This is a genomic window from Chryseolinea sp. T2 (genome assembly GCF_037203685.1).
Taxonomy (GTDB): domain Bacteria; phylum Bacteroidota; class Bacteroidia; order Cytophagales; family Cyclobacteriaceae; genus Chryseolinea.
The window spans coordinates 19561-46269 of sequence record NZ_JBBCAU010000009.1 but is presented as its reverse complement, the minus strand read 5'-3'; the positions used below and the strand labels follow the sequence as shown (position 1 = coordinate 46269).

Annotated in this window: 24 protein-coding genes; 19 read left to right on the top strand and 5 right to left on the bottom strand. The window is 47.3% G+C overall.

Going from position 1 to position 26709, the window contains the following annotated elements; translation table 11 throughout:
• Positions 1-32 precede the first annotated feature (32 nt).
• From WBG78_RS25100 to WBG78_RS25025, 16 genes are all read left to right on the top strand, one after another.
• Positions 33-419, top strand: a complete 387-nt coding sequence (locus tag WBG78_RS25100; RefSeq protein WP_337329265.1) for a TerB family tellurite resistance protein — start codon at positions 33-35, stop codon at positions 417-419.
• Positions 420-605: 186 nt separating this feature from the next.
• Positions 606-1079, top strand: coding sequence for a YceD family protein (locus WBG78_RS25095; protein WP_337329264.1), 474 nt, complete (start codon positions 606-608; stop codon positions 1077-1079).
• Between the two features lie 14 nt (positions 1080-1093).
• Entirely contained in the window at positions 1094-1285 is a 192-nt protein-coding gene (rpmF, locus tag WBG78_RS25090) for a 50S ribosomal protein L32 (RefSeq protein WP_337329263.1), read from the top strand.
• A 250-nt stretch (positions 1286-1535) separates the two neighbouring features.
• A complete protein-coding gene (locus tag WBG78_RS25085) occupies positions 1536-2531 on the top strand; it encodes a beta-ketoacyl-ACP synthase III (protein ID WP_337329262.1) in 996 nt (331 codons plus the stop codon).
• 63 nt (positions 2532-2594) lie between these two features.
• On the top strand, positions 2595-3161 hold the full coding sequence (gene efp, locus WBG78_RS25080) for an elongation factor P (protein ID WP_337329261.1): 567 nt from the start codon (positions 2595-2597) through the stop codon (positions 3159-3161).
• Between the two features lie 84 nt (positions 3162-3245).
• On the top strand, positions 3246-3728 hold the full coding sequence (accB, locus tag WBG78_RS25075) for an acetyl-CoA carboxylase biotin carboxyl carrier protein (RefSeq protein WP_337329545.1): 483 nt from the start codon (positions 3246-3248) through the stop codon (positions 3726-3728).
• A 46-nt stretch (positions 3729-3774) separates the two neighbouring features.
• Complete coding sequence (gene accC, locus WBG78_RS25070; protein WP_337329260.1) at positions 3775-5127, top strand: acetyl-CoA carboxylase biotin carboxylase subunit; 1353 nt, start codon at positions 3775-3777, stop codon at positions 5125-5127.
• 121 nt (positions 5128-5248) lie between these two features.
• Positions 5249-6889 carry a TldD/PmbA family protein gene (locus tag WBG78_RS25065; protein WP_337329259.1) on the top strand — a complete coding sequence of 547 codons (1641 nt, stop codon included), beginning with the start codon at positions 5249-5251 and terminating at the stop codon, positions 6887-6889.
• Positions 6890-6999: 110 nt separating this feature from the next.
• Complete coding sequence (locus tag WBG78_RS25060) at positions 7000-8640, top strand: TldD/PmbA family protein (RefSeq protein ID WP_337329258.1); 1641 nt, start codon at positions 7000-7002, stop codon at positions 8638-8640.
• A 30-nt stretch (positions 8641-8670) separates the two neighbouring features.
• Complete coding sequence (locus WBG78_RS25055) at positions 8671-10017, top strand: TldD/PmbA family protein (RefSeq protein WP_337329257.1); 1347 nt, start codon at positions 8671-8673, stop codon at positions 10015-10017.
• A gap of 404 nt (positions 10018-10421) precedes the next feature.
• The gene (locus WBG78_RS25050) at positions 10422-10745 is read left to right on the top strand and encodes a hypothetical protein (RefSeq protein ID WP_337329256.1); all 324 of its coding nucleotides are present in this window, start codon (positions 10422-10424) and stop codon (positions 10743-10745) included.
• 242 nt (positions 10746-10987) lie between these two features.
• Positions 10988-11554 (top strand): hypothetical protein, encoded by a 567-nt coding sequence (locus WBG78_RS25045; protein WP_337329255.1) that lies wholly within the window; start codon positions 10988-10990, stop codon positions 11552-11554.
• A gap of 80 nt (positions 11555-11634) precedes the next feature.
• A complete protein-coding gene (locus WBG78_RS25040) occupies positions 11635-12084 on the top strand; it encodes a hypothetical protein (RefSeq protein ID WP_337329254.1) in 450 nt (149 codons plus the stop codon).
• 26 nt (positions 12085-12110) lie between these two features.
• Positions 12111-12647 (top strand): hypothetical protein, encoded by a 537-nt coding sequence (locus tag WBG78_RS25035; protein ID WP_337329253.1) that lies wholly within the window; start codon positions 12111-12113, stop codon positions 12645-12647.
• A 170-nt stretch (positions 12648-12817) separates the two neighbouring features.
• A complete protein-coding gene (locus tag WBG78_RS25030) occupies positions 12818-13342 on the top strand; it encodes a tetratricopeptide repeat protein (RefSeq protein ID WP_337329252.1) in 525 nt (174 codons plus the stop codon).
• Positions 13343-13586: 244 nt separating this feature from the next.
• A complete protein-coding gene (locus tag WBG78_RS25025) occupies positions 13587-14186 on the top strand; it encodes a hypothetical protein (protein ID WP_337329251.1) in 600 nt (199 codons plus the stop codon).
• Positions 14187-14967: 781 nt separating this feature from the next.
• On the opposite strand, the gene WBG78_RS25020 is transcribed toward WBG78_RS25025, so the two are convergent.
• Both WBG78_RS25020 and WBG78_RS25015 read right to left on the bottom strand, forming a co-directional pair.
• Positions 14968-16686, bottom strand: a complete 1719-nt coding sequence (locus WBG78_RS25020; protein ID WP_337329250.1) for an ATP-binding protein — start codon at positions 16684-16686, stop codon at positions 14968-14970.
• A gap of 98 nt (positions 16687-16784) precedes the next feature.
• Positions 16785-17222: a response regulator gene (locus WBG78_RS25015; RefSeq protein ID WP_337329249.1), complete on the bottom strand. Its 438-nt coding sequence runs from the start codon at positions 17220-17222 to the stop codon at positions 16785-16787.
• A gap of 153 nt (positions 17223-17375) precedes the next feature.
• Between WBG78_RS25015 and WBG78_RS25010 the strand changes: the two genes are divergently transcribed.
• Positions 17376-17735 (top strand): hypothetical protein, encoded by a 360-nt coding sequence (locus WBG78_RS25010; protein WP_337329248.1) that lies wholly within the window; start codon positions 17376-17378, stop codon positions 17733-17735.
• Between the two features lie 88 nt (positions 17736-17823).
• Here the strand turns inward: WBG78_RS25010 and WBG78_RS25005 are convergent, their stop codons facing one another.
• Positions 17824-18387: a hypothetical protein gene (locus WBG78_RS25005; RefSeq protein ID WP_337329247.1), complete on the bottom strand. Its 564-nt coding sequence runs from the start codon at positions 18385-18387 to the stop codon at positions 17824-17826.
• A 257-nt stretch (positions 18388-18644) separates the two neighbouring features.
• On the opposite strand from WBG78_RS25005, the gene WBG78_RS25000 reads away from it, so the two are divergent.
• Complete coding sequence (locus WBG78_RS25000) at positions 18645-18887, top strand: hypothetical protein (protein WP_337329246.1); 243 nt, start codon at positions 18645-18647, stop codon at positions 18885-18887.
• Positions 18888-19220: 333 nt separating this feature from the next.
• Here the strand turns inward: WBG78_RS25000 and WBG78_RS24995 are convergent, their stop codons facing one another.
• Both WBG78_RS24995 and WBG78_RS24990 read right to left on the bottom strand, forming a co-directional pair.
• Positions 19221-20858: a sensor histidine kinase gene (locus WBG78_RS24995; protein ID WP_337329245.1), complete on the bottom strand. Its 1638-nt coding sequence runs from the start codon at positions 20856-20858 to the stop codon at positions 19221-19223.
• A 193-nt stretch (positions 20859-21051) separates the two neighbouring features.
• A complete protein-coding gene (locus WBG78_RS24990; protein ID WP_337329244.1) occupies positions 21052-22572 on the bottom strand; it encodes an OmpA family protein in 1521 nt (506 codons plus the stop codon).
• A 534-nt stretch (positions 22573-23106) separates the two neighbouring features.
• Between WBG78_RS24990 and WBG78_RS24985 the strand changes: the two genes are divergently transcribed.
• Positions 23107-26328 (top strand): PAS domain S-box protein, encoded by a 3222-nt coding sequence (locus tag WBG78_RS24985; protein WP_337329243.1) that lies wholly within the window; start codon positions 23107-23109, stop codon positions 26326-26328.
• Positions 26329-26709 lie beyond the last annotated feature (381 nt).

Below are 26709 nucleotides of genomic sequence, written 5' to 3'. Positions count from 1 at the left end.
TGTTTTTAGTCCTGATATTTAAGTTAGTTGACATGGATATCGTTACGAAGAAACAACTGAACATCCTCATCCAGCTTGCAGAAGCGGACAAGCATTTCGCCAAGATTGAGCGCGACATGATTTTCCGTATTGCAAAGGAGCGCAAGTTCCCTGAGGAGGACGTAAACGAGCTTATACGAAACCCTCAGCCCATTGATTCTCTGGGTGCGCTGTCGCTGGACCAGAAGTTTGAGTACCTCTGGTCGGCCATAGAAATGGTTTTTGCTGACCAGAACGTATTTGAGAGCGAAGTGATCTTTTGTAAGAACATAGCCATCAAATTAGGCTTCAAAAAGGGCATAATTGACTACTTTATCGAGCACTACGGGAACAAAACCACCCACGAGTTCAAGGAAGCGGCCCTGGCGGAATACATCTGATTCGCAACTAAAGGCACGTCCTCACTCCTTTTTCCTCTCCTTATTGAGTTTTCTGATTAATTCTCCTAAATTTGCCGACTAATTTTTAATGCCCGGTCAGGGTTTAAAGGGTTGGGGGCTTACCGTATCAACATTGTCGGCCTGAGCAACAAGGTCCACCAGTTTCACTATGAAATTGGCAAGGGATTGTTCGAGGAATTTGGTACGGACATAGTTTCGGACGGCTCGTTTACGGTTGATGTCAGCCTGGACAAGCACGAAACCTTCCTGGAGGCGGATTTCACGATCAGGGGCACAGCCCGGCTGATTTGTGACCGTAGCCTGGAACCCTTTGACTTTCCGATAAATACGCGCCGAAAGGTCGTATTTAAGTATGGAGACCAGGACGAAGAAATTACGGACGAGATCATGATCATTCAGCGCGATACGGCGTGGATAGAGCTTGGCCAGTACCTTTACGAGTTTATCGCTCTGGCGATACCCCTGAAGAAGCTTCATCCGCGGTTTCAGGAGTCGGTCGAGGACGATGACAGTGAAGGAAGAATTGTCTACACCTCGGGAGGTGAAGACGACGGCGGAAATGATGAGTCCGGGAACAACGATGAAGGCGGAGACGACGATATCGACCCGCGCTGGAGTGCTTTAAAGAAGTTAAAATAAAATAGTTTTTAGATATGCCAAATCCCAAACGTAAAACCTCGAAAACGCGTAGAGACAAGAGAAGAACGCATTATAAGGCTACTGCCAAGCAGTTGACTGTATGTCCTACCACAGGAGAGAACCATCTCCCTCACCGGGCTTTCTGGCATGAAGGCAAGCTTTACTATAATGGTAAAGTTGTCATGGAAAAAGAAGTGCTGGCATAAGGGGATGACGGCAGTTTTTTCCGCCGGATTAGTATCGACAGCGACCTTTGCCGAAAGTATAGTAACGAATCAATTGCTATGCGCAGTTCGGCTTAACTGTGATGGAACGCCCATTAAAAACACGGCGCGTCTTCCATTGCTTATGTTGTAATAAAATTTACGTCATTGTGCTCGGTTGTGAGACCGGGCATTTTCTTTTTAAAGACTTAACTGTGGGGAACACAGAACAGCATTCAACACCATCATGGCTATGACCAAAATCAGAGCAGCAATAACCGGAGTGGGCGGTTATGTACCCGACTACATTCTCACAAACAAGGAACTTGAAACCATGGTTGAAACGACGGACGAGTGGATCACCACCCGTACCGGCATCAAAGAGCGACGCATCCTTAAAGGCGAAAAGCAAGGTGTATCTGTGATGGGCGTTGCAGCTGTTAAAGAACTAATCGCGAAGACTGGAATTGATCCAAAAGAAATCGACCTCCTTTTGTTCGCCACAGTAACTGCCGACATGACCTTCCCGGCTACAGCCAATATTGTGGCAACGGAAGTAGGTGCAGTGAACGCGTTCAGTTATGACATTGGAGCGGCATGTTCCGGATTCATCTTTGCGCTTTCAACAGGAGCAAGTTATATCCGTTCAGGAATGTATAAGAAGGTTGTGGTCGTAGGAGGCGACAAGATGTCGGCGATTATGGACTACAAGGATCGTACAACGTGTATCATATTTGGAGACGGAGCTGGTGCTGTGCTCCTCGAACCAACAACAGAAGATGTTGGCGTAATGGATGAAATTTTAAGAAGCGACGGTGCAGGCGAGCAATACCTTCATATGAAGGCGGGTGGCAGCCGTATTCCAGCATCTCATGCCACAGTTGATGGACGACAGCATTACGTTTATCAGGAAGGTTCTGCAGTGTTCAAGTTTGCTGTGACCAATATGGCCGACATCTCAGGACAACTGGCAGAGCGTAATAAGCTTAACGCTTCCAACATCGACTGGCTGGTACCTCACCAGGCCAACAAGAGAATTATCGACGCAACTGCTTCGCGCATTGGCATCACCGAAGATAAGGTGATGATGAACATTGAGCGTTATGGAAACACCACTGCAGGTACTATCCCACTATTGCTTTGGGATTATGAGAAGAGACTGAAGAAGGGCGACAACCTTCTCATGGCCGCTTTCGGCGGAGGCTTCACCTGGGGTGCCGTGTACGTGAAGTGGGCTTACAACAGCTGATGCTGCTGAACCCTATTCTTGCATTTAATCAATTCATTTGTAACTTAAAGACTAAATCTTTCTATGGCGACCGTTTCGGATTTGAGTAAAGGTAACTTCATACGCTATAATAATGAAGTGATGCAGGTTGAAGAACTGCAACACAGAACCCCCGGGAACCTTCGTGCTTTCTATCAAATCAAAATGCGCAATGTGCGCAATGGTAAGGTCGCGGAAAACCGCTTCCGTCCGGGTGACGAAATAGAAATCCTTCGTGTTGAAACCAAAGAGTATCAATATCTCTACGCTGACGGCGAAGCACTTGTTTGCATGGACAATGTGACGTTCGATCAGGTATACATCGACAAGTCACTTCTTGGCGAAGCCGTTAATTATATAAAAGAAGGAGTAACATTGTTGATTGCTTTCGAAAACGGCGAGCGTGCAATCACAGCAGAGCCGCCTACCCATGTCGTTATGGAGATCCAATATACAGAGCCGGGTCTTCAGGGCGACACAGCTACCCGTACCCTGAAAGCAGCAACACTGGAAAACGGCACAGAAGTGCGCGTTCCGTTATTCGTTAACACCGGCGACAAGATCAAGATCAACGCCTCTACCGGTGAGTATGTTGAACGCGTAAAAGAATAAGCCATGAGCAAGACAAAGGGTCCTAAAAAAGAAGCTACTCCGGTACGAGTCCTTTCAAAGTCAGAATCGCCGAATCAACCTGCCATGAAAACATCTGAAATACGTGACCTTATTGATTTTATCTCGAAGTCAGGACTTAATGAGGTAAACATCGAAACCAAAGAATTGAAGCTTAGCATCAAGCGCGAGCCGGATCAGAAGGTGTTCAAATCGACTCCGATCATGACTCAGGCTGCAATGCCGATGGCAGCTCCAACGGTATCGTTACCCGCAGCGACTGCTCCTGCTTCAAAAGAAGCGGCAGCACCGGCAGCTTCAGGAAAGAAGACGGTTGACATCAAGTCGCCTATGATTGGAACATTCTACCGCTCTGGCAATCCGGATACTCCTCCGTTTGTTTCTGTTGGCGACAAGGTTTCCAAAGGCCAGGCCGTATGCATTATCGAAGCCATGAAGCTGTTCAACGAAATAGAATCTGAAGTTTCAGGAACAATCGTAAAAGTGATGGTGGAGAATGCTTCACCTGTCGAATACGATCAGGTATTGTTCGTTGTTGAGCCTGACTAAGCGGGCTTGATCGACCTTATTATCTGTTTCATTTAAACTGATTCTTGTGTTTAAGAAAATACTTATTGCCAATCGCGGAGAGATAGCCCTCAGGGTTATCCGTACATGCCGCGAAATGGGAATCAAAACTGTGGCAGTATACTCTACTGCCGACCGTGAGAGTCTTCACGTTCGCTTCGCTGACGAAGCGGTTTGCATTGGCGATGCGCCCAGCAAAGACTCGTATCTCAACATACCGCGCATCATTTCTGCTGCTGAGATTACAAACGCAGATGCGATACATCCTGGGTACGGCTTCTTGTCAGAGCGCTCAGAGTTTTCTGCTATTTGTCACGAGTATGGCATCAAGTTTATTGGTCCCACGCCGGCGATGATCGAGGCAATGGGCGACAAGTCCACAGCCAAAGACACCATGAAAAAAGCTGGTGTTCCAACCATTCCTGGTTCCGACGGCTTGCTTGACAGCATTGAACAAGGCATAACACTCGCGAAGGATATCGGTTACCCGGTTATCGTGAAGGCTACTGCCGGCGGCGGTGGAAAAGGAATGCGCATCATCAACAACGAGTCTGAATTCAAGAAGGCATGGGATGATGCAAAGCGCGAGGCGGGAGCCGCGTTTGGAAACGACGGTCTTTACCTCGAGAAATTTGTTGAAGAACCACGCCACATCGAAATACAAATCGTAGGTGATCAGTACGGAAAAGTTTGTCACCTTTCTGAACGTGATTGTTCGATTCAGCGCAGACACCAGAAGCTTGTGGAAGAAACTCCTTCACCTGTTGTGAGCCAGGAACTGCGCGAACGTATGGGTGAAGCGGCGGTGAAAGGTGCAAAGGCGATCAACTATGAAGGGGCCGGCACCATTGAGTTCCTCGTCGATAAGCACGGCAAGTTTTACTTTATGGAGATGAACACCCGTATTCAGGTGGAACATCCTATTACGGAAGAGGTAACTGACTACGATCTCATTAAAGAACAGATCAAGGTCGCTGCCGGCGTTCCGATCTCCGGGACAAATTATTTCCCGAAGATGTTTGCCATGGAATGCCGTATCAATGCTGAAGATCCTGCGAATGGATTCCGGCCATCACCTGGTAAGATCACGAACATTCACATGCCAGGCGGGCACGGTGTCCGGATCGACAGCCACGTTTATGCCGGATATACGATCCCTTCAAATTATGATTCAATGATCGCGAAGCTGATCTGTACAGGTCAGTCACGCGAAGAGGTGATCACCCGTATGAAGCGGGCGCTTCAGGAATTTGTTATCGAGGGCATCAAGACTACGATACCGTTCCACATTGCACTGATGGACAACCCTACTTTCCGCTCCGGAAAATTCACGACGAAGTTCCTGGAGACATCGTTTGATTTCGACGAGCTTTCCAAATAGCGTTTAGACAAGCATACCATTCATATAAAGAATCTGAAAGGATACCTCAAAAGGGTATCCTTTTTTGATTCTTTAACTAATTTTCATGGCCTAAAACTGTTCAACTAAACAGGCCAAAACCTTGAAAAGAAGAGAATTCGTTCAACTCGCCGGGTTGGGCTTCGGTTCTGCGTTTTTAACGCTCCCCTCCCATGCACGCGTGATTCCGGCGGAAGCGTTACTGGCTCCTTCATTGGATGTGTTACAGAAGAAACGTCTTGCCGATGTTGCTCTTAATACGGCAAAGTCGTTAGGCGCGACATATACTGACGTTCGCATAGGCCGGTACCTCAATCAATTCCTCACCACGCGCGAAAACAAAGTTCAGAACATAGTTAATTCCGAATCATTTGGCGTGGGCATCCGCGTGATCGTAAACAACACGTGGGGCTTTGCATCGACCAATACGGTGACCGAGGATGGCATAAAGAAGGCCACACAGAAAGCTGCAGCCATCGCTAAGGCGAATTCAAAGTTTCAAAAGGAGCCCGTTAAACTCGCGCCTCAGAAAGGGTACGGTGAAGTAACCTGGAAGACGCCACTGGAGAAGAATGCGTTTGAAGTTCCTGTATCTGAAAAGGCGGACCTGTTATTGAAGGCCAACGCTGCGGCTATGCAAAATGGGGCGAACTTTGTAAACTCGAACCTATTCCAGGTAAACGAACAAAAGTACTTTGCTTCCAGTGAGGGTTCGTATATCGATCAGGACATTCATCGCATATGGCCGACGTTTACTGTGACGGCGGTGGATAAAGCAGCGGGCACATTTAAGACGCGCCAGGCGCTTAGCGCTCCCATGGGCAAGGGATATGAATACATGATTCCGAAGAAGGAAGATAAACTGGCCGGGCCTGCGGGTCTGGTGTTCTATCGGAATAGCTACGACATGGTTGAAGATTCAGTTCTTGCCGCGAAGCAGGCGAAGGAAATGCTCACAGCAAAATCGGTAGAACCCGGAAAGTATGACATGGTGCTTGAACCCAACCATCTCGGTCTTACCATTCATGAATCAGTAGGCCATCCGTTAGAGCTCGATCGCGTTCTGGGTTATGAAGCCAATTACGCCGGGACAAGTTTTGCCACCTTAGACAAAATGAAGAGCGGCACGTTCAATTATGGCAGCAAGCTGGTGAACATCTTTGCCGACAAGACCCAGGTAGGTTCACTCGGTGCCGTTGGTTACGACGACGAAGGTGTGCAGTGTAAACGATGGGACCTCATCAAGGATGGAATTCTGGTTAACTATGAGGCTATACGCGATCAGGTTCATATTTTAGGGCAAAATGAATCGCACGGCTGCTGCTATGCTCAGAGCTGGAACGATGTACAGTTCCAGAGAATGCCGAACGTGTCCCTGGCACCAGGTAAAACTCCCTACTCCGTTGAGCAAATGATTAAAGACGTCGAGAAAGGAATCTTCATTGCGGGCCGCGGGTCATATTCAATCGACCAGCAGCGATACAATTTTCAGTTTGGAGGGACAGTCTTCTACGAGATCAAGAACGGCGCTATTGCAGGAATGCTGAACGACGTTGCTTACCAATCAAACACGCAGGAGTTCTGGAACAGCTGTTCAGCATTGTGTGATGAAAGCGACTATCGCCTCTTTGGATCCTTCTTTGACGGCAAGGGCCAGCCATCGCAGGTTAGCGCAGTATCGCATGGATCGGCAACCACGCGATTTAATGGCATTAACGTAATCAACACGGGACGTACCATTTAATGCCTGGTTCGGTTCCCTCGATATTGATCCGGCTTTTGTTGCAATACGAGCTGCGCAAAGGCTGAATGCAGATTAACAACGACTCATTAACCTAAACCTCATAACCTTAAATGAAACGTAGAGACTTTTTACAACTGGCCGGGGCTGGTGCGGGGGCAATGCTGCTCCCGTTCGACTCACTTGCCAAAACCGTCCCCGAGGAGGCGTTGCTTTCGCCGTGGCTTGACGTAGCGGCCAAAAAGCGCCTTGCCGACGCCGGCCTGAATGCTGCACGTAGCGCATCAGCAAGCTATGCCGATGTACGCATAGGGCGGTATCTCAATCAATTTGTCGTAACCCGGGAGAACAAAGTTCAGAATGTACGAAGCACGGAGTCGTATGGTGTCGGTGTTCGCGTGATCGCCAACGGCACGTGGGGTTTTGCGTCGACAAACGATGTGACTCCGGACGGCATCAAGAAGGCTGCCGAGAGAGCAGTTGCCATTGCAAAGGCCAACTCTAAATTTCAGAAGGAACCACTGAAGCTTGCTCCCGCTACCGGATATGGGGAAGTTTCCTGGAAGACGCCGATACGTAAGAATGGATTCGAGGTTCCTATTAAAGATAAGGCAGATCTGCTTTTGTCAGCCAACGCGAAGGCTATGGAAAAGGGCGCGAGCTTTGTAAACAGCATCATGTTCTTAGTGAATGAACAAAAGTATTTCGCGTCAACAGATGGATCTTATATCGACCAGGACATACACCGCACCTGGCCAAACTTCCAGGTGACCATGGTTGACAAGGCCGCCGGTTCCTTCAAGGTGCGTTCAGCGTTTAGCGCACCCGTTGGAATGGGATACGAATACCTCGACGGTCTTCCGGAAGACAAGATCAAAGGTCCAGGAGGCATAACGCTTTATAAGAATACCTACGATATCGTTGAAGATGCAACATTTGCTGCCGAGCAGGCCAAGGAAATGATTGCTGGAAAGTCGGTTGAACCAGGCAAATATGATCTCGTGCTTGAACCTTCCCATATGTGGCTTACTATTCACGAATCGGTGGGACATCCTACGGAGCTCGATCGTGTTTTGGGTTATGAAGCCAACTACGCAGGCACAAGTTTCGTCACTCTTGATAAAGTGAAATCAGGTACGTTCAAGTACGGCAGCAATGCCGTGAACTTCGTTGCCGACAAGCTACAGCCAGGCTCTCTCGGTGCCGTTGGCTATGACGACGAAGGCATCAAGTGCAAGGAATGGGACCTGGTAAAGGATGGCGTCCTCGTCAACCTCCAGGGTATACGCGACCAGGTAAACATGCTCGGGCAGAAAGATTCCCACGGTTGCTGCTATTCTCAAAGCTGGCGTGACGTGCAGTTCCAACGCATGCCTAATGTTTCTCTCAGGCCTGGCAAGCAGCAAATGACTCCGGAGCAAATGATCAGTGGAGTTGAGAAGGGAATTTATATCGTGAAGGATGGATCGTTTTCAATTGATCAGCAACGCTATAACTTCCAGTTCGGCGGTGTGCTTTTCTATGAGATAAAGAACGGAAAGATAACCGGTATGCTCAAGGACGTGGCGTATCAGTCCAATACGCAGGAATTCTGGAATTCATGTGTACAGGTCTGCGATGAACGGGATTACAGGCTCAATGGTGCTTTCAATGATGGCAAAGGACAACCTTCACAGTCCAACGCTGTATCTCACGGTTCGGCTACTGCCAGATTTAACGGCGTAAACGTGATCAACACCGGAAGAACGATTTAACCCACTATCAACATTTAAAATTTCCTAACAATGGCAATATTTTCATCTGAGGAATCAAAGAAGATCCTGTCGAAAGTGCTGAGTTACTCGAAGGCCGATGCCTGCGAAGTAAATCTCAATGGCACTAACGGAGGCAATATACGCTACGCAAGAAACAGCGTTTCTACAGCGGGCGAAAACAGCGATGTTACACTCGTGGTACAATCGAACTTTGGTAACAAATCCGGCGTAGCCACAGTCAATGAGTTTGATGATGCATCACTCGAGAAGGCCGTTCGCCGCGCTGAAGAGCTCGCGAAACTTGCCCCTGAGAATCCGGAATTCGTAGGTCCGCTGTCTCAACAGGCATATGGTGAGTCGAAAACCTTCGTAGACGCTACGGCGAAGATAACGCCGGAGTACCGCGCGCAGGCTGCGGCCGACAGTATCAATCCCGCCGCCGCTAAAGATGTGACTGCTGCAGGTTATCTCGAAGACTCCCACTCTTTTGCTGCCATGGCAAATACAAAAGGTCTCTTCGCATATAATCAGGCGACAAACGTTGACTTCACTGTTACAATGAGATCCAGCGACGGAACCGGTTCCGGCTGGGTGACACGAAGCTTCAACGATGTGCGCAAGCTCAATACCGCCGAAGCTTCGGCCATTGCAATTGATAAGGCACTACAGTCGCGCAACGCAAAGGCTATTGAACCTGGCAAGTACACTGTCATACTTGAACCTGCAGCTTCTGCCGAACTCCTCCGAAACATGCTTTTCGCCATGAACGCAAGAACAGCCGACGAGGGCCGGAGCTTTATGTCGAAGAAGGGCGGCGGCACCAAGCTCGGTGAAAAGGTCCTTGACGAAAGAGTAACCATCTATACCGATCCATTTAACGGCGACGCTCCTGCTGCGCCCTGGACTGCCGATGGCCAAGCCCGCAAGAAGATGGACATATTCAGAAATGGTGTCGTATCCAATCTGTTCTACGATCGCTATTGGGCATCTCAGAAGAATGTCGCTCCCGTACCGTTCCCTGGCAACGCGATCATGGAAGGAGGAACAGCAACACAGGAAGACCTCATCAAGGACACTAAGAAAGGTATACTCGTTACACGCTTCTGGTATATCAGAGCAGTAGATCCTCAAACTCAATTATACACCGGCCTCACACGCGATGCCACGTTCTATATCGAGAACGGCAAGATCAAGCATCCGGTGAAGAACTTCCGTTTCAACGAAAGCCCAGTCATCATGCTTAACAATCTGGAAACGCTTGGCAAGGTGACGCGCGTCGATGTAGGTGGCGGCGGGCCCAACGGTAGCGCCAGCTTCCTGTTACCCGTGATGAGGATAAGGGACTTTACGTTTACGAGCTTGTCGGATGCCGTTTGATTATTTGGTGATGGTTGACCTAGTGATTTTCAATTGATAATTTACAATTGATAATTGATAATTATGGAGCCCCGCTTGTCGCGGGGCTTTTTTTATGATGTGAGTGTCGTCGGGTGATGGTGACTTATAGCGGCCAGTGCAACTTAGACCTATACGTAATATGTTGTCGTGAGAATTTAATTGACAATTGATAATTATGGAGCCCCGCTTATGGTGGGCTTTTTTTGTTGGAGCGGACGAAGGTGATGAGGAATGAGAAGAAGTTCACAACGGGACATATATACGTCACTTTTTTTCAGGTGTGATAACGGGTTGATTCTTGAAAACAGCAATAAGAGAGTCTGGGAAAGTGTGGGAAAGACTGGGCGAAGAGTGGGAAAGACCGGTAAGCGTCTGGGAATAGAGTGGAGAACGATGGGGAAAGACTGGTGAGGGGCGGAGTAAGTGCGGACAGAGTGCGGTATGAGAGCGTTAAAGAGCGAAGAGAATACGGTCGCAGTGCGGAAGGGGTGCGGATGATGAGCGTAGGTCATGCGATCGAAGGGCGGAAAGAGTGCGTCGAGAGAGCGGAGGAAGAGCGGTTGACCTGGGGAGACGTCTTATGGCTGGTGCCTCTCTGGTGCCTCTCTGGTGAGTGGAAGACTATCAGCAACGGCAGCGCTATACGTAACAAGATATACCTATCAGATTTTTTTGCCAGAGTACAGGGTTCTCAGGTGTCCAACTGAGGGAACGCCATTTTCATTTGCCGTCTGCGCGTCGATTATGCTGTTACGAAGTAAGAGAATTGAATTTAATTTAAAATGATTGACGAGTTTTTGTAGCAAACGCGATGGAACGGAAAGGAACGGAAAAACGATCTTTTTGGGCGTTGCACCTTTGTCTCAAGCAGCAGCTGATGTATAGATCAAACGGCGCCGAATCGACAACAGTGTTGCTGCGACACTTAAACAAAAACAGTTAGTTATTTATGTCAAAAATCAAGAACAATCCAATTCTCCAAAAAGTTACCGGGATGCTCGGTGAGACCATTGTGTTCCGGCGAGGTCCAACGGGTCCAGTGATGGCCAACGCGCCGAAGAAGCCTGAGTCGCTTCACGCGAACCAGGTTGCAGCGCGTGACCGGTTCCTCGATGCCGTCCAGTACGCGAAGCGTCAGACGGCCAAAGATGAAGTGAAGGCCATGTATGCGACAGGAATATCCAGGCGGTTACCGTCGGCCTACCAGGTGGCAGTAACGGACTATTTGTCGGTCCCAAAGATCAAACAGATAGATGCCGACGCGTATCAGGGTGGTCCAGGTCAAGTGATTAATGTTCATGCGAGTGATGACTTCAAGGTCGACTCAGTGGCGGTGGTGATCAAGAGCGCCGCCGGTGAGGAAATCGAGCGTGGGCAAGCGATGCTTACCGAAGACAAACGTGATGTGTGGCTCTATACGACAACGTCGGCGACGCCGTTGCTGGCTGGGACCACTGTGACGGTCTCTGTCAGGGACATTCCTGGAAATCTGGCCATCCGAACGCTGACCCTGTAATTGAGCAGGTTTAAGCAAGCAGCCTTAGCCCCGACCGGTCGGGGCGGGCTGCCCTTAAAGCAAAGTCAAACCAATGAAATATGAAAGATATCATAACTGACCTTTTAACTGGCAAACTGTTCGGCAAGGTCAAAGAACTAGTAGATGAAGTAGTCACGACGAAAGAGGAACGCGAGGCACTGTATATCAGGTTGCGTGAGCTGGAGATGCACCACGAACAGACGATGACGGCATCTCAGGTAAGCGACTCGGTATCGGCGCGGCAACGCGAGGTCGATGCGCTAAAGTCCGGTGCGTTGAACCTGACGCAAAACGTACTGGCGTATATGGCTATCGTTGCCTTCTTCACGATGACTGGTTATATCCTTGCGCATGGCATCGGCACACTTGAGGCAGACGAGAGTTTTATTATCGGAAATCTTACGGGCATGGCCGCAGCGATAGCAAAGGATATTTATGGTTACTACTTCGGCAGCAGCCGCGGTGATCACTTTCTCTTCAGGCAGCCTAAAGTAAAGGTTGCCCAATAGTCCAAATCCATTAAAAAAAACACAACATGTTAAAACGATTTCAAACTGAACCAGGCCACCTATCGCACAAAGCAATACCAGGCCGCCGTGCACCCGTAAAAACAGCGGGGAATAAAAAAACAAAACTTTTCGCGAAGTCCACACACCAGGCAGACATCATGGACGCGATGCAATATGCGAGAATCCAGATGGAAGATCCTGAAGCGCGGACGTTGTATGAATCTCATGCCATGGTCAAAGGAAGGACTGGTCGGTCACTCGCCTTGTTCGATTATCTCATTGCTCCAACCATCAAGAAAATTGATGCTACCAAATATACCGGTGTTGTTGGCGAGACGATTCGAATACGCGCAGTCGATGACTTTATGGTTGTCACTGTTGGGGTATTAATCTGCAACACACTCGGTGAGGTAATCGAGCGCGGGGCAGCCGTTCCGCAGATCGTCCAGGACCAGTGGGTATACAGGATCAAAGAATGGAATGACTGTCTCGCGGGCTGCACGGTGGTGGTGTCTGCCCATGATGTAGCGGGGAATGTTACTTCTCAAACACTGGAGCTTTAGAAATTAAGAATTAAGAATTAAGAATTATGAATTGGGGTTGTGCGGACCGGCCGAATGATCATGAAATAAGTGATGTGCAGAGATGTCAATGCTATTCGATGTTCAATTAGTTGACGTTCAATCTTAAGTCGTAATCATAGCTTAATTAAACACTGCTAAAAGAAGTAACAATGGAAAAGGGAAAAACGACTGATGCCAGCAGGCAGCCGGTACGCTACAACAGGAACCGCACGAAGAGAGCTGTTGATATACGGGAACTACGGGCGATGTTCAGAGACTTTGCAGACAATGAAGAATGGGATGAAGTGATCAAGACGATTCAACCCATGCTCATGTCGAGGCCGCGCGATCACTGGCTTCTCACGCAGGGTGCTTTAGCGTATTACCAGAAAAAAGACTACAGTGGTGCGCTTGTGTATGCGGCGGAGGCACTGACGATAGAGTTTGCTTGTCCACTGGCGCAGTTCATCTTTGCCAACGCGCTTGCCGGGCTGGGTGAAACGAAGGACGCCCTGGAATTTCTGGAGCCGCTAATAGGAAAGGGTGTGCGTCACATTACTCACAGCCGATGCGGGGAAGGCAGCGACTGTAATATCAATACATCAAGAGCAATTATTTTAATCACTGAAGCCCGACGCGTTGTAAGCCTGGCGATGCCAGAGATGGGAAATCTTTTGAGATGGCCGGCGCATTAAGAAGAAAAACCGGAAGAGAACAACACAACGGGTGTCTATACGCACGTACGGAAGGTGTGAATAACGGATGCTACGCAAAGAGATTGAAGGCAAGGTTCCAGTGCATTGATGCATTGGCGGCACATTTGAAGAAGCAAGTTTAGCCATACTTGTTTTGCTGGTTGAGGCCAGGTCAGTGTTTTCAGGGCACTGACCTGGTTAGTCAAGTCGATTTAACAGAGAAAATTTAAGATGAACGAAAAAGATGAAACGCAAATCACGTTACAAGAAAAGGAAACGACATGCGTGGGATGAGAAGACCCGCGAGGAAGTTACCGCGGACATGATCAGGATGTTCGAGAAGGCCGCAGAGGCTTTTCTATACGAAAACGACGAACCCAATATTCCCGGTCTGTTGGAATGTTTGACGCCACATTTTCTGGAAGAAAAGGAAAAACACTGGACCCAAATCCAACTCGCAAGAATACTTCATCAGGAAGGCGACTTCGATACGTCGTTTAACCTCATCAATCAGGCCATGAGGGTTTCGCATACGTGTCCGGAAGCGCGATGGCAATTGGGTTGCATTCTTGGTGCCCGCTATGGTCAGCTGGCAGAAGCCATTCAAGTTTGGACGGATTTGCTTTGTACCCCGATCAGAAAGCTCGCCTATCAAAGTTGTTCCATTTGCAACCCGAACAGTATTCAATTTGCCCGAAGAATCGTGCGTGACTGTAAATTCGGACTCAGTGTAGCTTACAGTACTGCGGGATATCCGGTGCTCGCCAGACATTATAAGGTGGCGTATATGAGAGACGGTGAGCGAGGGATAGGGAGTAGTTGCTTTGCGGAGGATCTGGATTAGAATTAAGAATTAAGAATTAAGAATTAAGAATTGGGGAGTGCTCTCGAACGTTCGGAGGAAGGCCAACGTTAGCGGGGAAGGGAAACTTAGATTGAGGCGACTGGATTTTACTCGACTGTGAGGCAGATCGGGACTGCTCTCTTCCAGGACTCATCAGTTAAAAGAATCTTTCTGGGGCTATCCGTAAAATAAGGTCGCTCAATCTAAGTTTCCCTTCCCCGCTAACGTTGGAGTCAGTGCAGATTGTTATTGATGCAATCACCGTTTAAAGTCTGTAATTTTTTCCTCCTGAATTTTGAACCACGTAGCCGCTTCGTTGCACTCGCGATGGAGTCAGCGCGGGCGCTGCAATTGTGAGCAAGGAAGGTCCGACGGTAGATGCAAGGTGGATAGCATTGGGCTACCAGATGGCCTTTCGCAAACACTTCAGGGACGCGAATTTTTTTAACAGAACGTTGTCATTTCTTAGACACAAACGCCCTGGCGGATGTCCACCTAAAAAACAAGAGTAAGCGTTTTGGGGAAAGAGGATAATTGGCGATTTTCGGATAAGGACGTTGGACTTTTTTTCAAGCGTTGTATCGTGCGTCTACGACTTCGCAATAAGTGGGTACGTGACATTATCGCGATGGGTTGAGGTCAAGGGTATACTTGCCGGAACATTCCATTTTACAGCAGAAAGTGATGAATGCACAGGGACCGTTGTTGTTACTGAAGGACGATTCGATATCGGCAAATTATTTACTAGTCACATGATGTTAATTTGTCCGAGGATCGTGAGCTAGGTTATCGGTTCATTTTGCTTCAAAGGTAGGTTGACGGTAAATATTGCACCGGTATCCATTTGCCCCTGGGCTTCGATTGAGCCGTGATGTCGTTCGACAATTTTGCGGGCGAGTGACAGTCCCAATCCTGTTCCGTCGTAAGTTGTTTTCGGATTGAGTCGGGTAAAAGCTTTGAAGATGTTTTCATTTTGTTCGGCCCCGAAACCTATGCCATTATCAGCAACCACGATGGAAGCATATTCTGCATCACCCGAGCCAGTTATACTGGAGGTAATTTTAATTTCAGGCTTTCCGGAGAGAGAAGAAAACTTAAGTGAATTGTTGATCAAATTATAGAACAGCTGGTAGATTAGTACCCTGCTTCCTTCAATTTTTGGAAGCTCATAACAGTTGATGGATGCATTTTTTTCCTGGATCAGAATCTCGAGATCATTGCAAATATCTGACATCACATCATGCAGATCCATCAATTCAACCTCCTTACCCGTTGCGTTCATGGTAGAGTACGTAAGTACGCCGTCTACCATAGTAGACATTCGACTAGCCGATTCAAGAATCTTCCCGAGAAATGATTTTTCGCGCCCTTCGCCGAGTGCCTCCAGTTCCTTTTGCAACAGAAGACCATAAGTTCTGATCTTCCGGACAGGTTCCTTTAGATCGTGACTTGCAACGTGAGCAAATTGCTGGAGGTCTTCATTCGAACGTTTTAATTCCAGTGTTCTCAGACCGACCCTGTTTTCAAGTTCTTCGAGAAAAGCTTTTTTCTCAGTGATATCGCTGGCTGCACCATACCATTCTACCAAATTACCTTCATGATCGCGTACAGGTATAGCGCGAGAGGACACCCAACCAACGGAACCATCTGCTTTAAACACACGATGTTCCAAGTGAAATTCATGGTTCGATTCCAGAGCTTTATTAATGGCATTCCTCACCCTATCCATATCTTCAGGCAGGATATATTTTTCTAACCAATTGGTGATTGTTTCACCAGTGTTCTGCAAAGAGTTACGACCATCCAGATGATACATCTCATTCCAGTCGGGGCTCATTTTGTAGATGATGTCGTTAGTGGCAATTGAAAGTGCGCGCATCCGTTCTTCACTTTGCCGAAGCGCCTCGGCGGAGTTCACGCGTTCGATGAGATCTGCAGCTTGTCGTGCCAAAATATCAAAAAGACGAAGATGACGTTCTGGCGGATTATGTACATGATCCCAATGAGTGGAGATCATTCCTAAAAGTTTTCCGGTGCGCGAGTACAGGGGAGTGCTTTGTGCGGCATAGACGTTGCCGTCCAGAAAGATTTGCAACGTCGGTGCATTCTTCATGAATTCACAGGAAGCATAATCCGGGATGATAACGCGTTTACCCGTTCTAAGAACTTCACCACATGAACTGAAAGAGTGGCTGTACACCCATTCCCAATATTTCTGCGCATCCTCAGTAAATCCATGCGAAGCAAGTAAGCGAAGTCTTCCAACAGGATCGACACGGTCGGGATATAACATCTGGATTGTTCCAAATTGAGAGCGCATGATTGCTACAGCAGCCTCCACAATTTTTTTATACAGGCCTGCGATGCCGTCTTCCTGAATCAATTCAATGCTTAGCCGTTGAAGTAAGGCTGCATCTGCAAGCTCGATTTCGAGTTGCTCCTTTGTGCGATAAGATTCGAGTATTTCTACATCCTCAGCCATTCGTTCAAATTCCCTCATAGTCTCCGCGTTTTACTGAAGAAATATAACACAACAAAATCAGAATATATGCGTCCGGTTTGACCTTCCAAAAATGCGCCTGACCAGGCGCCTTCTAACTAGCCAGATCGCACATTGGGGAATCGTGAAAGAGTGGCCTTCAACTGGCCCTGTGGAGCAATTGCCACAACTTTCAAGATCTCACAAAGTTCATCAAAACTTTCGGGCTTAGTCAGGAAGAGAGCTGCTCCCGACTCATATGCGCGGTTGACATCGCCCTGATGGTTCGACGTAGAATATATTACGACTGGTATTTCGCTATACCTGGGGTCCTTCTTTAAGGTCGCCAAAACCTGCCAGCCATTCAATATTGGCATATTGATATCGAGAAAGATAACGTCTGGTGTGAATCTTTGATCCGAGGACAACAAGTCAAACAATTTCATTCCACCCTGAACGACCCGACAGTCCACATCAGGACTGATTTCTCTCGCCGCCTCTGCAAAAAGGATTCCGTCGTCCGCATCATCGTCCACTAGCAGGAATTTTGTTTTCATGTCTAAACAGGGCGTTTGCTGGTAAATATAGCAAACGTGGCCCGACGTGGATCAGATCGTAGCTTAAAAGCGCAAGCGAATGAGACTGGTGTACAGGAGCGTTTTTGCACTTGAAGCCTATTCGCGATATTGTCGGCAAACAGCCTCGTTTAGATGAGTTCCGGCCATTTCGTAAAGTATAAGTTTTCATTGGAGAAGGCGCTTCTTGCGCAGCAGCAACTTCAGTTCCTGGAAGGGAAGAGATACCTTGACCATTCAGGACAGGTAAAGACCGTGAAGAGAGTAATTATTACTCCCTACGACCGCGAACTCATGCTGAGGTTTATCAAGCAATCGGGGCTTTTCTCCGATCACAGAGAAATGCTGCACCGCTATCAAGTGGAGTTTTACGCCATTTTGATATTCATTGAGGCACCGAATCTCTATATTGACAATATCACGATTGAGGAATTCGAAAATCAATTTGGCATACATCCGCAGGTTATAGAGATGATTGTAGGGCTTGCCGAATGATACCAGATATTGTCATTATAGGAGCATTCCCTCAGTATGCTCCAAGACCGACCGTACTGCTATAGCTAATGAATCTAAACTGGAACGTTCAAGGTTTTTCGCGCTCGTCCAGACGAATTGAACGGTAGGCACCGACGACTACTCCATTTCGAATAGAAAGACTGAACGGAAGGGAGGTTTCTTTGTAGTGATGGAACAACGTTGAGTCTTTACCAGTTTGTTTCATCAGCTGGAGGTCGAAAAAACAGTTCCATCGGTTGATCAGCTGTTCTCTTTCAATTGTTTGTAACCATGTTTTTTTGTCGTTGTCAAAGGATACGCCGATGAGGATGATCCAGTTTTTCTCAAATACTGAAAGCTTAGAAAGCAGCTTTTTATATTCTTCGATGCTTTCTCTATTATCCGATGACCAGCATGCGATGATCAAGCCATTACTGTTTACTTCGTCGCTCAAAACATCACGAGGTTGTAACACATCGAAGAGTCTACAATAGAAGGGCTGGTTTAAGAGCCTGAATTTCGAATTGAGCAGAATAGCGTGTTCGTTGTTACTTGCTGATTCATTTAAGTTTTGTGAATAAACAAAGGTATTTGTTTCCAGTGCAAGGGTTGCTGCCAACATCAATGCTCTTGTTATTACTAATGATATCATAACTCCGGGATTTTACTGCTTAGAGTTTTGGTTAAGAACCCTTACAAAGCTAGTGGAAATCCGTTTTTTACTGTCGACCTATTTTTTCGTAGTTACATGCACTATTTTTTTAGTCACTAACAGGTCAATCAGTTGCGAAGTCTATTCGGTTTGGGTGAGCCACGCCAACCTTTTTTAATTGCATTCTGTTAAGATCTTGCGCCAAATCTGTATCTTCTGATGGATAATGTTGGTTCAGAAATTTTATCAAACTTTAAGTGAAACCTTCTTTTAGGGCGATTTTCAAATTGGTTATAGTTGGATTGGTGTGGGGAATATGGATTTCTGAAGTTCTCGCAGTGGCGGTGATACCCTTTATGCCCATCGATGTTTCTATAGACACTTATGCGTTCAAGATTCCATCAGTTGTGGTTAAGGCCGGCTGGGGAATTTTTGCGGTTTTTCTCATACAATACTGGATTGTGGAGTTCATCAAGTATCTGAAAAAGAAGAAAGAATAACAGTCATAAGAATTGGGCGAGGTTGGGCATAGCACCAATTCTTTATCTGCAAAGGACCGGGGAATTTTGAAGGGATCGAGCAGCCCATCCGGGGCAAGTAAGACCTGCCCCGGGCTGTTCCAAACAATATGACACGCAAAAAATGATGACCTGCTATATCATCGCGATGGAACAAATTATTCAGGCTACAGGTGGCAGTCAATGCCGGAATTACGGGTGTCGTGAGTGGTCGCCAAACGTCAATAGGTACCGCCAGAGTGCTCGGGCGGACAGGTTCAACTGGCAGTCAGGAGCAGTGCGGTGTTGCATAATACTTTCCAAGCCGGGATCATGTTACTGGCCATTGTCGCTCACTTTAAAAAATATGCGAAATGTGGTTCCCACAGACAATTTGCTGTCAACCTCTATTTTTCCTGACAAAGCTTCGACCTGAGTTCGTACCAAATACAGGCCAAGCCCCTTCCCTTCCACGTGATGGTGGAAGCGCTTATACAGCTGAAACAGGGAGTCCTTATACCGCGATGTATCAATACCCAGGCCGTTGTCTTTGATGCTCAGAACATGAAAGCCATTCCGGATTTCCGATTTTAAGTTGATTCGGGGAGGCCTATCCGGATGCCTGTATTTTATACTGTTACTGACGAGATTAAATAATATGCTGTCGATGTAAGCGCTCAGTGAAAACAATGCGGGAACTTCTAAAAAATTAGTGGTGATTTGAGCACCGGTCGAATGTATTTCTGCCTGTAACAGCTGTGTTGCTTTCTCAAAGCTTCCAGCGAGTGAAACGTCTGTATAGGTCTCTGTGTTCAGCTTTTGAATGCTGAGGATCTTAGATACGTCCGCAAGTACATTGTCGAAATCTTCAGTTGATTTGATCATCATCTGAATGATCCGGTCTTTTTCTGTTTGATCTTTTGCAGTTTTCAATATGACGGCGAGACCGACGAGTCGGGCAATGGGACCGCGCATATTGTGAGATATGATATAGGCAAATTGTTCGAGGCGGGTGTTCTGTTGGAGGAGTTCGTCGTTTGTTTCTCTCAGGTGTCTGGTTTGTTTATTTATTTCGCGGACGAGGGCTTCATTCCGGTCGTTTATAAATTCGTTCTGCCGGGCGATGGTACTGTTAGCTATTTCAAGTTTTACGTTGTTGTCGGCCAGCACGTTTCTCTGGCGTTCGATCTCTTCGCGCTGAAGAACCAGTTGTTCATTGTGAGCGGCAATCTCTTCGTTTTGAGCGCTGATCTCTTCGTTCTGAGCAAGTATCTCTGTTGTGCGGTGATGGACTTGTCGTTCAAGCTCCTCGTTTTGATGACTGAGAAGATCGACGGAACGTTTCTCAGCAATGCGAAGTGCCTCAGACACCTTAAGCATCTTTTTAGAATAGATAACGAGGTGAAAGAGTGCGGGAACAGTTAGTAAGAACATTGCTACCTGAAGCCAGTATATGCTGGCACGCGCATCCTGATAGCGGTTAACAGCAGCGGCAGCAACGTTATTTTCGAATCGCATCACCTGATCTGAGAAAATCACATAAGCGAAATAAGCATTTAGTCCGAGGTCTTTGGTGAGGATCGCATTGAACTCGTTATGTTTTCCATCATGAACCAGAGCGGTCATATGCCTTATTGTGTTCAGATACGTGCTGGTAGAGTCTTTCAACACAGTAAATGCATTCATGTCAAATCCCTGCTGCGACAGCACCGCTTCCAGATTGCCGAGAACAGAATCCATTTTTATAAATCCATCTGTTGTGACTTTCAACTGCACTGGTGAATTAATAAGCGCATAGCCCCGAAGTCCCATATCCATCTGGTGGATAGTACGAATAATATCAAGAGTGTTTACTTTTATTTTTTCAGCCTCTGCCTGAAGATTTTTATTGTATTCGATGATCTCGCTGTTATGACGTGTGAGCAAAACATTAATAAGCAGCATAGCAGACAACACTGCCACTACTGCGTACATAAAGGAAATTTTTGTTGCGTTGTTAAACTGCCGGCGGACCGGTTCCGAATGATCGGACGATATGACGTTCTCCGTATTTTGAATCATAACTGACTTGCTTGTTTTACTCTATGGCTTCCGGCACGCAATGCAGATGGCGTTCCTTTCGAAACGCCATCTTGCTTATGTCTAAATACTGAACTGACTGCAGGCTTTATGGGTTTTTCAATACGAGTTCCAGTGTTACCCTTCGGTTCTGGGCACGTCCAGCGGAGGTCTTATTGGTCGCGACTGGTTGCTCTTCCCCATATCCGGTGGCTTCTATGCGGGATGCCTCCACGCCCTTTCGTGTCAGATAAGCTTTGACGGCGTCAACGCGTGCCTGCGAAAGCTGGAGGTTCGTAGCGTTGCTTCCATTTGAATCCGTATGACCACCCATCTTGAGATTATAATCGGTGTATTCGCCCAGGATACCAACCACTTCGTCAAGCATAGGGTAAGATGATGTCTTCAAAGCTGCTTTACCTGTTTCAAATTGAATTCCACGGGTAGCAAAATTCAGACGTTTCTTCACCTCTTCTTTGATCACAGGGCATCCCTGGTTTGCCGGATCCCCTTTGGACGTTGGACATCTATCCTGTAGATCGGGAACTCCATCACCATCGGAATCGACGGGGCATCCTGTTGCATCTACTTTGATTCCTTTAGGTGTGTCTGCACACTTATCTTCACTATCCTGCACGCCGTCGCCATCGGAATCGGGACATCCATCAAACTGATCGAGCCCCGGCTGATTAGGACATTTGTCTCTGGCATCTTCCACACCGTCGTTATCTGTGTCGGGGCAGCCTGCAAACCTTTCGACACCTTTGACGTCGGGACATTTGTCGTCCTGGTCTGCAACGTTATCGTCGTCCTTATCAGGACAGCCTTTAAGATTTTGTTTACCTGCCAAGGATGGACATGCATCTTCATAGTCTGCCACGCCATCTTTGTCACTGTCCACCGGACAGCCTTTACTATCGACCTTTGCAGTCGAAGGAGTATCGGGACATTTATCTTTCTTGTCGGGTACGCCATCATTATCGCTGTCTTTTGGTTTGCGAAGTTTGAATACGAGTCCGAGGTTGTGTTGAAGGTAGAAGTCATAATATCCATTATCCACGCCATCCCATGCGTCATCCATAGGCATATTTAGGGTGCTTCCCACTTCCAGGCCTACCCGATCGTTAAACTGGAACAAGATTCCGGCACCTGCGGCAAGATTACCTGCAAATTCACCATCTGCGATCTTGCCTTCACGAGGTCCGTTATATTCATCGGTGTTGATCAATTGTACCCCGCCACCGGCGACGAGAAAGGGTGCAAACCAGGCATCCTCCTTAAGAATGTATCCATTGTTGAATTTGTACCGAATCTTGACGTTCAGGCCGTAGAAGTCTCCATCGAACCCTACCTGATGATCGTCTGACTGATACCGAAGCTGATTGAATGAGAATTTCTCGACGAGATTGAAAGAGGGATTTAGATATTGCTGGAGTGAAATTGCCGCTCCGACCTTGTTGGTATTGAACTGATAAAAGCGGTGTTCGTTTCCATTCAGGTCTCCATCATATTCTGAAAAGGTTGCAAAGGCACCCAGTGACATGCCCTGGCCGAAGGCAGTGTTCACGGCAAGGAAGCTGACGAGCACCAGGGCTACGCGCAGGCTATTGGTAGGTTGAAGTTTTTGCATAAGATTCTTTTTAATGTGAAAGTTTCGATGACTGACCGTTAACGTTATTTCAATTCTGCGCCTTCAATTTTGTCACCAAACACTTAAGGGACTTTTTGATGATTCGCGTGAGAATTGTTCTTAGTTATAAATAGAAACTATGTGGGTGGGCGCATACGGAGTGAGTATTTTTCTTCACACGCATACGTGATCTTGTGGACGATAAACAAGCTAGGTAGAGAGAGGTATAGATGTCAATCCACACTCTCTCGGGATTTTACTGCCCACCGGCCGAAATAATTCTTGTTGCGCGTAGAGAAATGGCGATATTCTGATGGTCTATTCTTTGCTACTGCGTTTGCGTGCTGATGAAAGGAGGCGGAGGATGAAAAATGAAAATAAACACCACACCAAAGGTAGCAGTCCAAACATGGCCGTCAATACCTGGATCAACAAATAGAAGTGATGTTGTGGTTATCCTGAAACCTTCCATTATTATTTCGCTATTAAACGTGAAGCATCAATAACCGAATGCAAAACCCGGGAGCTACAAATATGCATTCTCCAGTATCAACAATTAGTGGTGACCACCTGATTAAGTTCTTTGCACAGGCACCCGCAGCCATTGCGGTGCTGCAATGTCCAGACCTGAGATTTGTGATGGCCAATGAGCGGTATCAAAAAGCCAGCGGACGATCTGACGCCCAACTTCTTGGCCACACGCTAAGGGAAGTTTTTCCGGAAGTGGCCGACCAGGGTTTCTATGAGATGTTTGACACCGTTGTCGCCAGCGGTGAGGCATTCGCTGCCAGTGGACACCCTGCCGCATTTTTCAGAGAGGATGATAAAATGCGACTTGGGTACTACGATTTTGTTGCCCAACCCATAAAGAACGAATCAGGCAAAGTGGAGTTCGTCGCCATATATGCTACAGATGTAACCGACCGTATTGAAGTACGAAGGAAAATTGAGGAAGGTAACGAATTTCTTCAGCTGGCAATGGACGTAGCAGACCTGGGCAGCTATGATTTTCATCCGCAAACTGATACATTGAAATGGTCTGAGAAGACGAAGGAGTTATTTGGCCTGAGCGGGATGACGCAAGTTAACTTTGACCTATTTATAAACGGCATTCATCCCGAAGACCGCGATCGTGCGGCGTCCGTTTTACAGAAAGCATTGAATGGAGAAACCGGTGGATTGTATCAGGACGAGTACCGGGCCCTGGGTTCAGAAGATAAAAAGATCCGCTGGATCAGCTCCCGTGGGAAAGTGACTTTCGATTCATATGGAAATGCGACTCGTCTCATTGGTATTTCTCAGGATATAACGAGGCGTAAGATATTTGAATTCATCCAACAAGGTCAAAAGCTTGCCCTGGAACTTGCCGTAAACGGCAAGCCGTTGGAAGAGGTGCTGAAGTGCATTGTTACAACGGCCGAGCTGCAGTCGACGCAAAAACTTTTCGCTTCGATCATGATTGCGGACGATGATGAAATGCGCCTGCTTCATGGCGCGGCCCCTTCCCTGCCCGACGCATACAACGACTCTATTCATGGCACGCCGATCGGACCTGCCGTTGGGAGCTGCGGCACTGCTGCCTATCATAGGGCGATGGTGATCGTTGAAGACATTGAAACTGATCCATTATGGATGGATTTCCGGTACCTTGCCAGGAGCTTTGGATTGCGATCATGTACATCGATACCGATCCTTTCATCGAAGGGAAATCTACTTGGCACGTTCGCCGTTTACTACGAAACAGTGAGAAAACCTTCGAACGAAGATATCGAAGTAATTTCACTGCTATCTACTACGGCCGGCATTATCATTGAATGGTATCAGGACATATTGATTGCGAGACAACGGCAGGTTGCGCTCAGAGAAAGTGAAAATCAATTCCGGGATCTGATCGAACAAGCTACTGTTGCCACGGCGGTTTTTGAGAACCGCGACATGATACTTACGGTGGCAAACGAAGCTATGCTTAATCTATGGGCACGGCCAAGAAGTATTATCGGCCAGCGCTTGCTGGACTTTATGCCTGAACTGATCGGGCAACCGTTTCCAGCGCTCTTAGCTAATGTATTGAAAACAGGAAGAACTCATAAGGAAGAAAATGCAGCAGTTACTATAAATCGTCATGGTAATCTTCAAACCATATACCTGGATTATAGTTATAAAGCGCTAAGAACTGCAAAGGGTGAACCCTATGGAATTCTTGTGTCGGCAGTTGATGTTACCGAACGATTTGTGACTCAGCGGAAAATAGAACGAAGCGAGCAACGCTTCCGTGATCTGATAAGGGAAGCGAGCGTTGGCATTGTCGTCCTGACCGGCGAAGAAATGCGTGTTGAAATTGTCAATGAAGCGTATGCCCGGATAATCGGATCGACAACAGAGAATTTACTTGGCCGACCCATATTTGAGGTTATACCGGAGACGGCGTCCCAATATCAACCCTTACTAGAGAATGTAAGAACAACTCAGGTACCCATAATCCTATATGATACGCCGTACACAATCACTACAAATCGCGAGAAGATAGAAGGCTTTCTCCACGTCGTGTACCAGCCCTACCGGGATATTAACGGTAAGGTTTTGGGTGTAATGGCTATCGTTCAGGATGTGACAGAAGCTGTGCATTCGCGTAAGGCGGTAGAAGAAAGTGAAGAGCGTTTCCGTACTCTAGCCACGAACATCCCTCACATTGTGTGGACTGCTAACCCTGACGGCACGGTCGATTATTTAAGTAAACAATGGCAAGAACTTACTGGTCAATCGCCGGAAGAAGGGATGACAGCACCCAGTAAAGTCATCCATCCCGAAGACCTTAAAGTCGTTAATCACTGGTGGCATGAGGCACAAAGGACTGGCGATGCGCTACGACTGGATTACCGTCTCAAGAATCTGCAAACAGGTGAGTATCGCTGGTTCACCGTACTTGTCCAATCTCTCAAAGACAAGGACGGACATATTTTCAAATGGATTGGAACAGCGCTCGACATTCATGACCAGAAGCTGTCGGCGGAACGCCTGGAAGCTCAAGTTGCTGAAAGGACCAAAGAACTCACTCAGTCCAACGAAGATTTACAACAGTTTGCACACGTAGCCTCACATGACCTGAAAGAGCCAGTGCGGAAAATAAAAACGTTTGGGAACCGGCTATCGCTTGAGATGAAAGACCAGCTTGATGAACGCGGGAGGACGTATGTCAAAAAGATTCTTCATGCATCTGATAGAATGTTGACAATGATTGAGGGTGTGCTCACCTATTCGACACTAAATGCCGCGATGCAGGAACCCACAAAAGTTAGCCTGTCCGACATTGTTGAAGATATCATCAAGGATTTAGAGGTTAGCATCGGCGAAACAGGGGCGAAAGTAGCCTACTCCAACTTACCCACAATCGAGGGTGCGGAAGTACTCTTATACCAATTGTTCTATAATCTTATCAATAATTCTCTCAAATTCCGACGTACTGATGTTGCTCCTGTAATTAAAATCAACGGACACAGGGTTGACAAGAGCGATCTATTTAGCATTACTGTGCAGGACAATGGAATTGGTTTCGATCAACGCTATGCCGACCGGATTTTTAACACGTTCACGCGTCTGAATACCAAAGACGAATTCGAAGGGACGGGGCTTGGTCTTGCGTTGTGCAAGAAGATTGTTGAACGACATGGAGGAAAGATTGAAGCGAAGAGCGTAAAAGGAGATGGAGCGACATTCACGATAGTGTTGCCAGAAAGGCAACACAAAACCGAAATTTAAAGCAATCATCTTTGTCCAGCGTTTGGGAGGATGGAGGGACATGAGTTGAGCGACTGGATTTTACTCGACTGTGATATCGACAGTGACTGCTCGCATGTATGACGTTTCTGAGACAAGGTGCACCTGATTCTATGCGTAAAATAAGGTCGCTCAACTCATGTCCCTCCATCCTACCAAACGCTGGCGGATTTTCAGCTGTACGGTTTTGAGCGTTGCTTTGGCTTTCACATTGTAGTAAACCACGTAGCCGCGTCGTTGCACTCGCGCATGATGGGCAGCGCAAGCGCTGGCTGTAGCACGCTACATGGCGATGAGGACGTTGACTGTGGGGTGACATCAGTTGAGCGACTGGATTTTACTCGACTGTGATATCGACAGTGA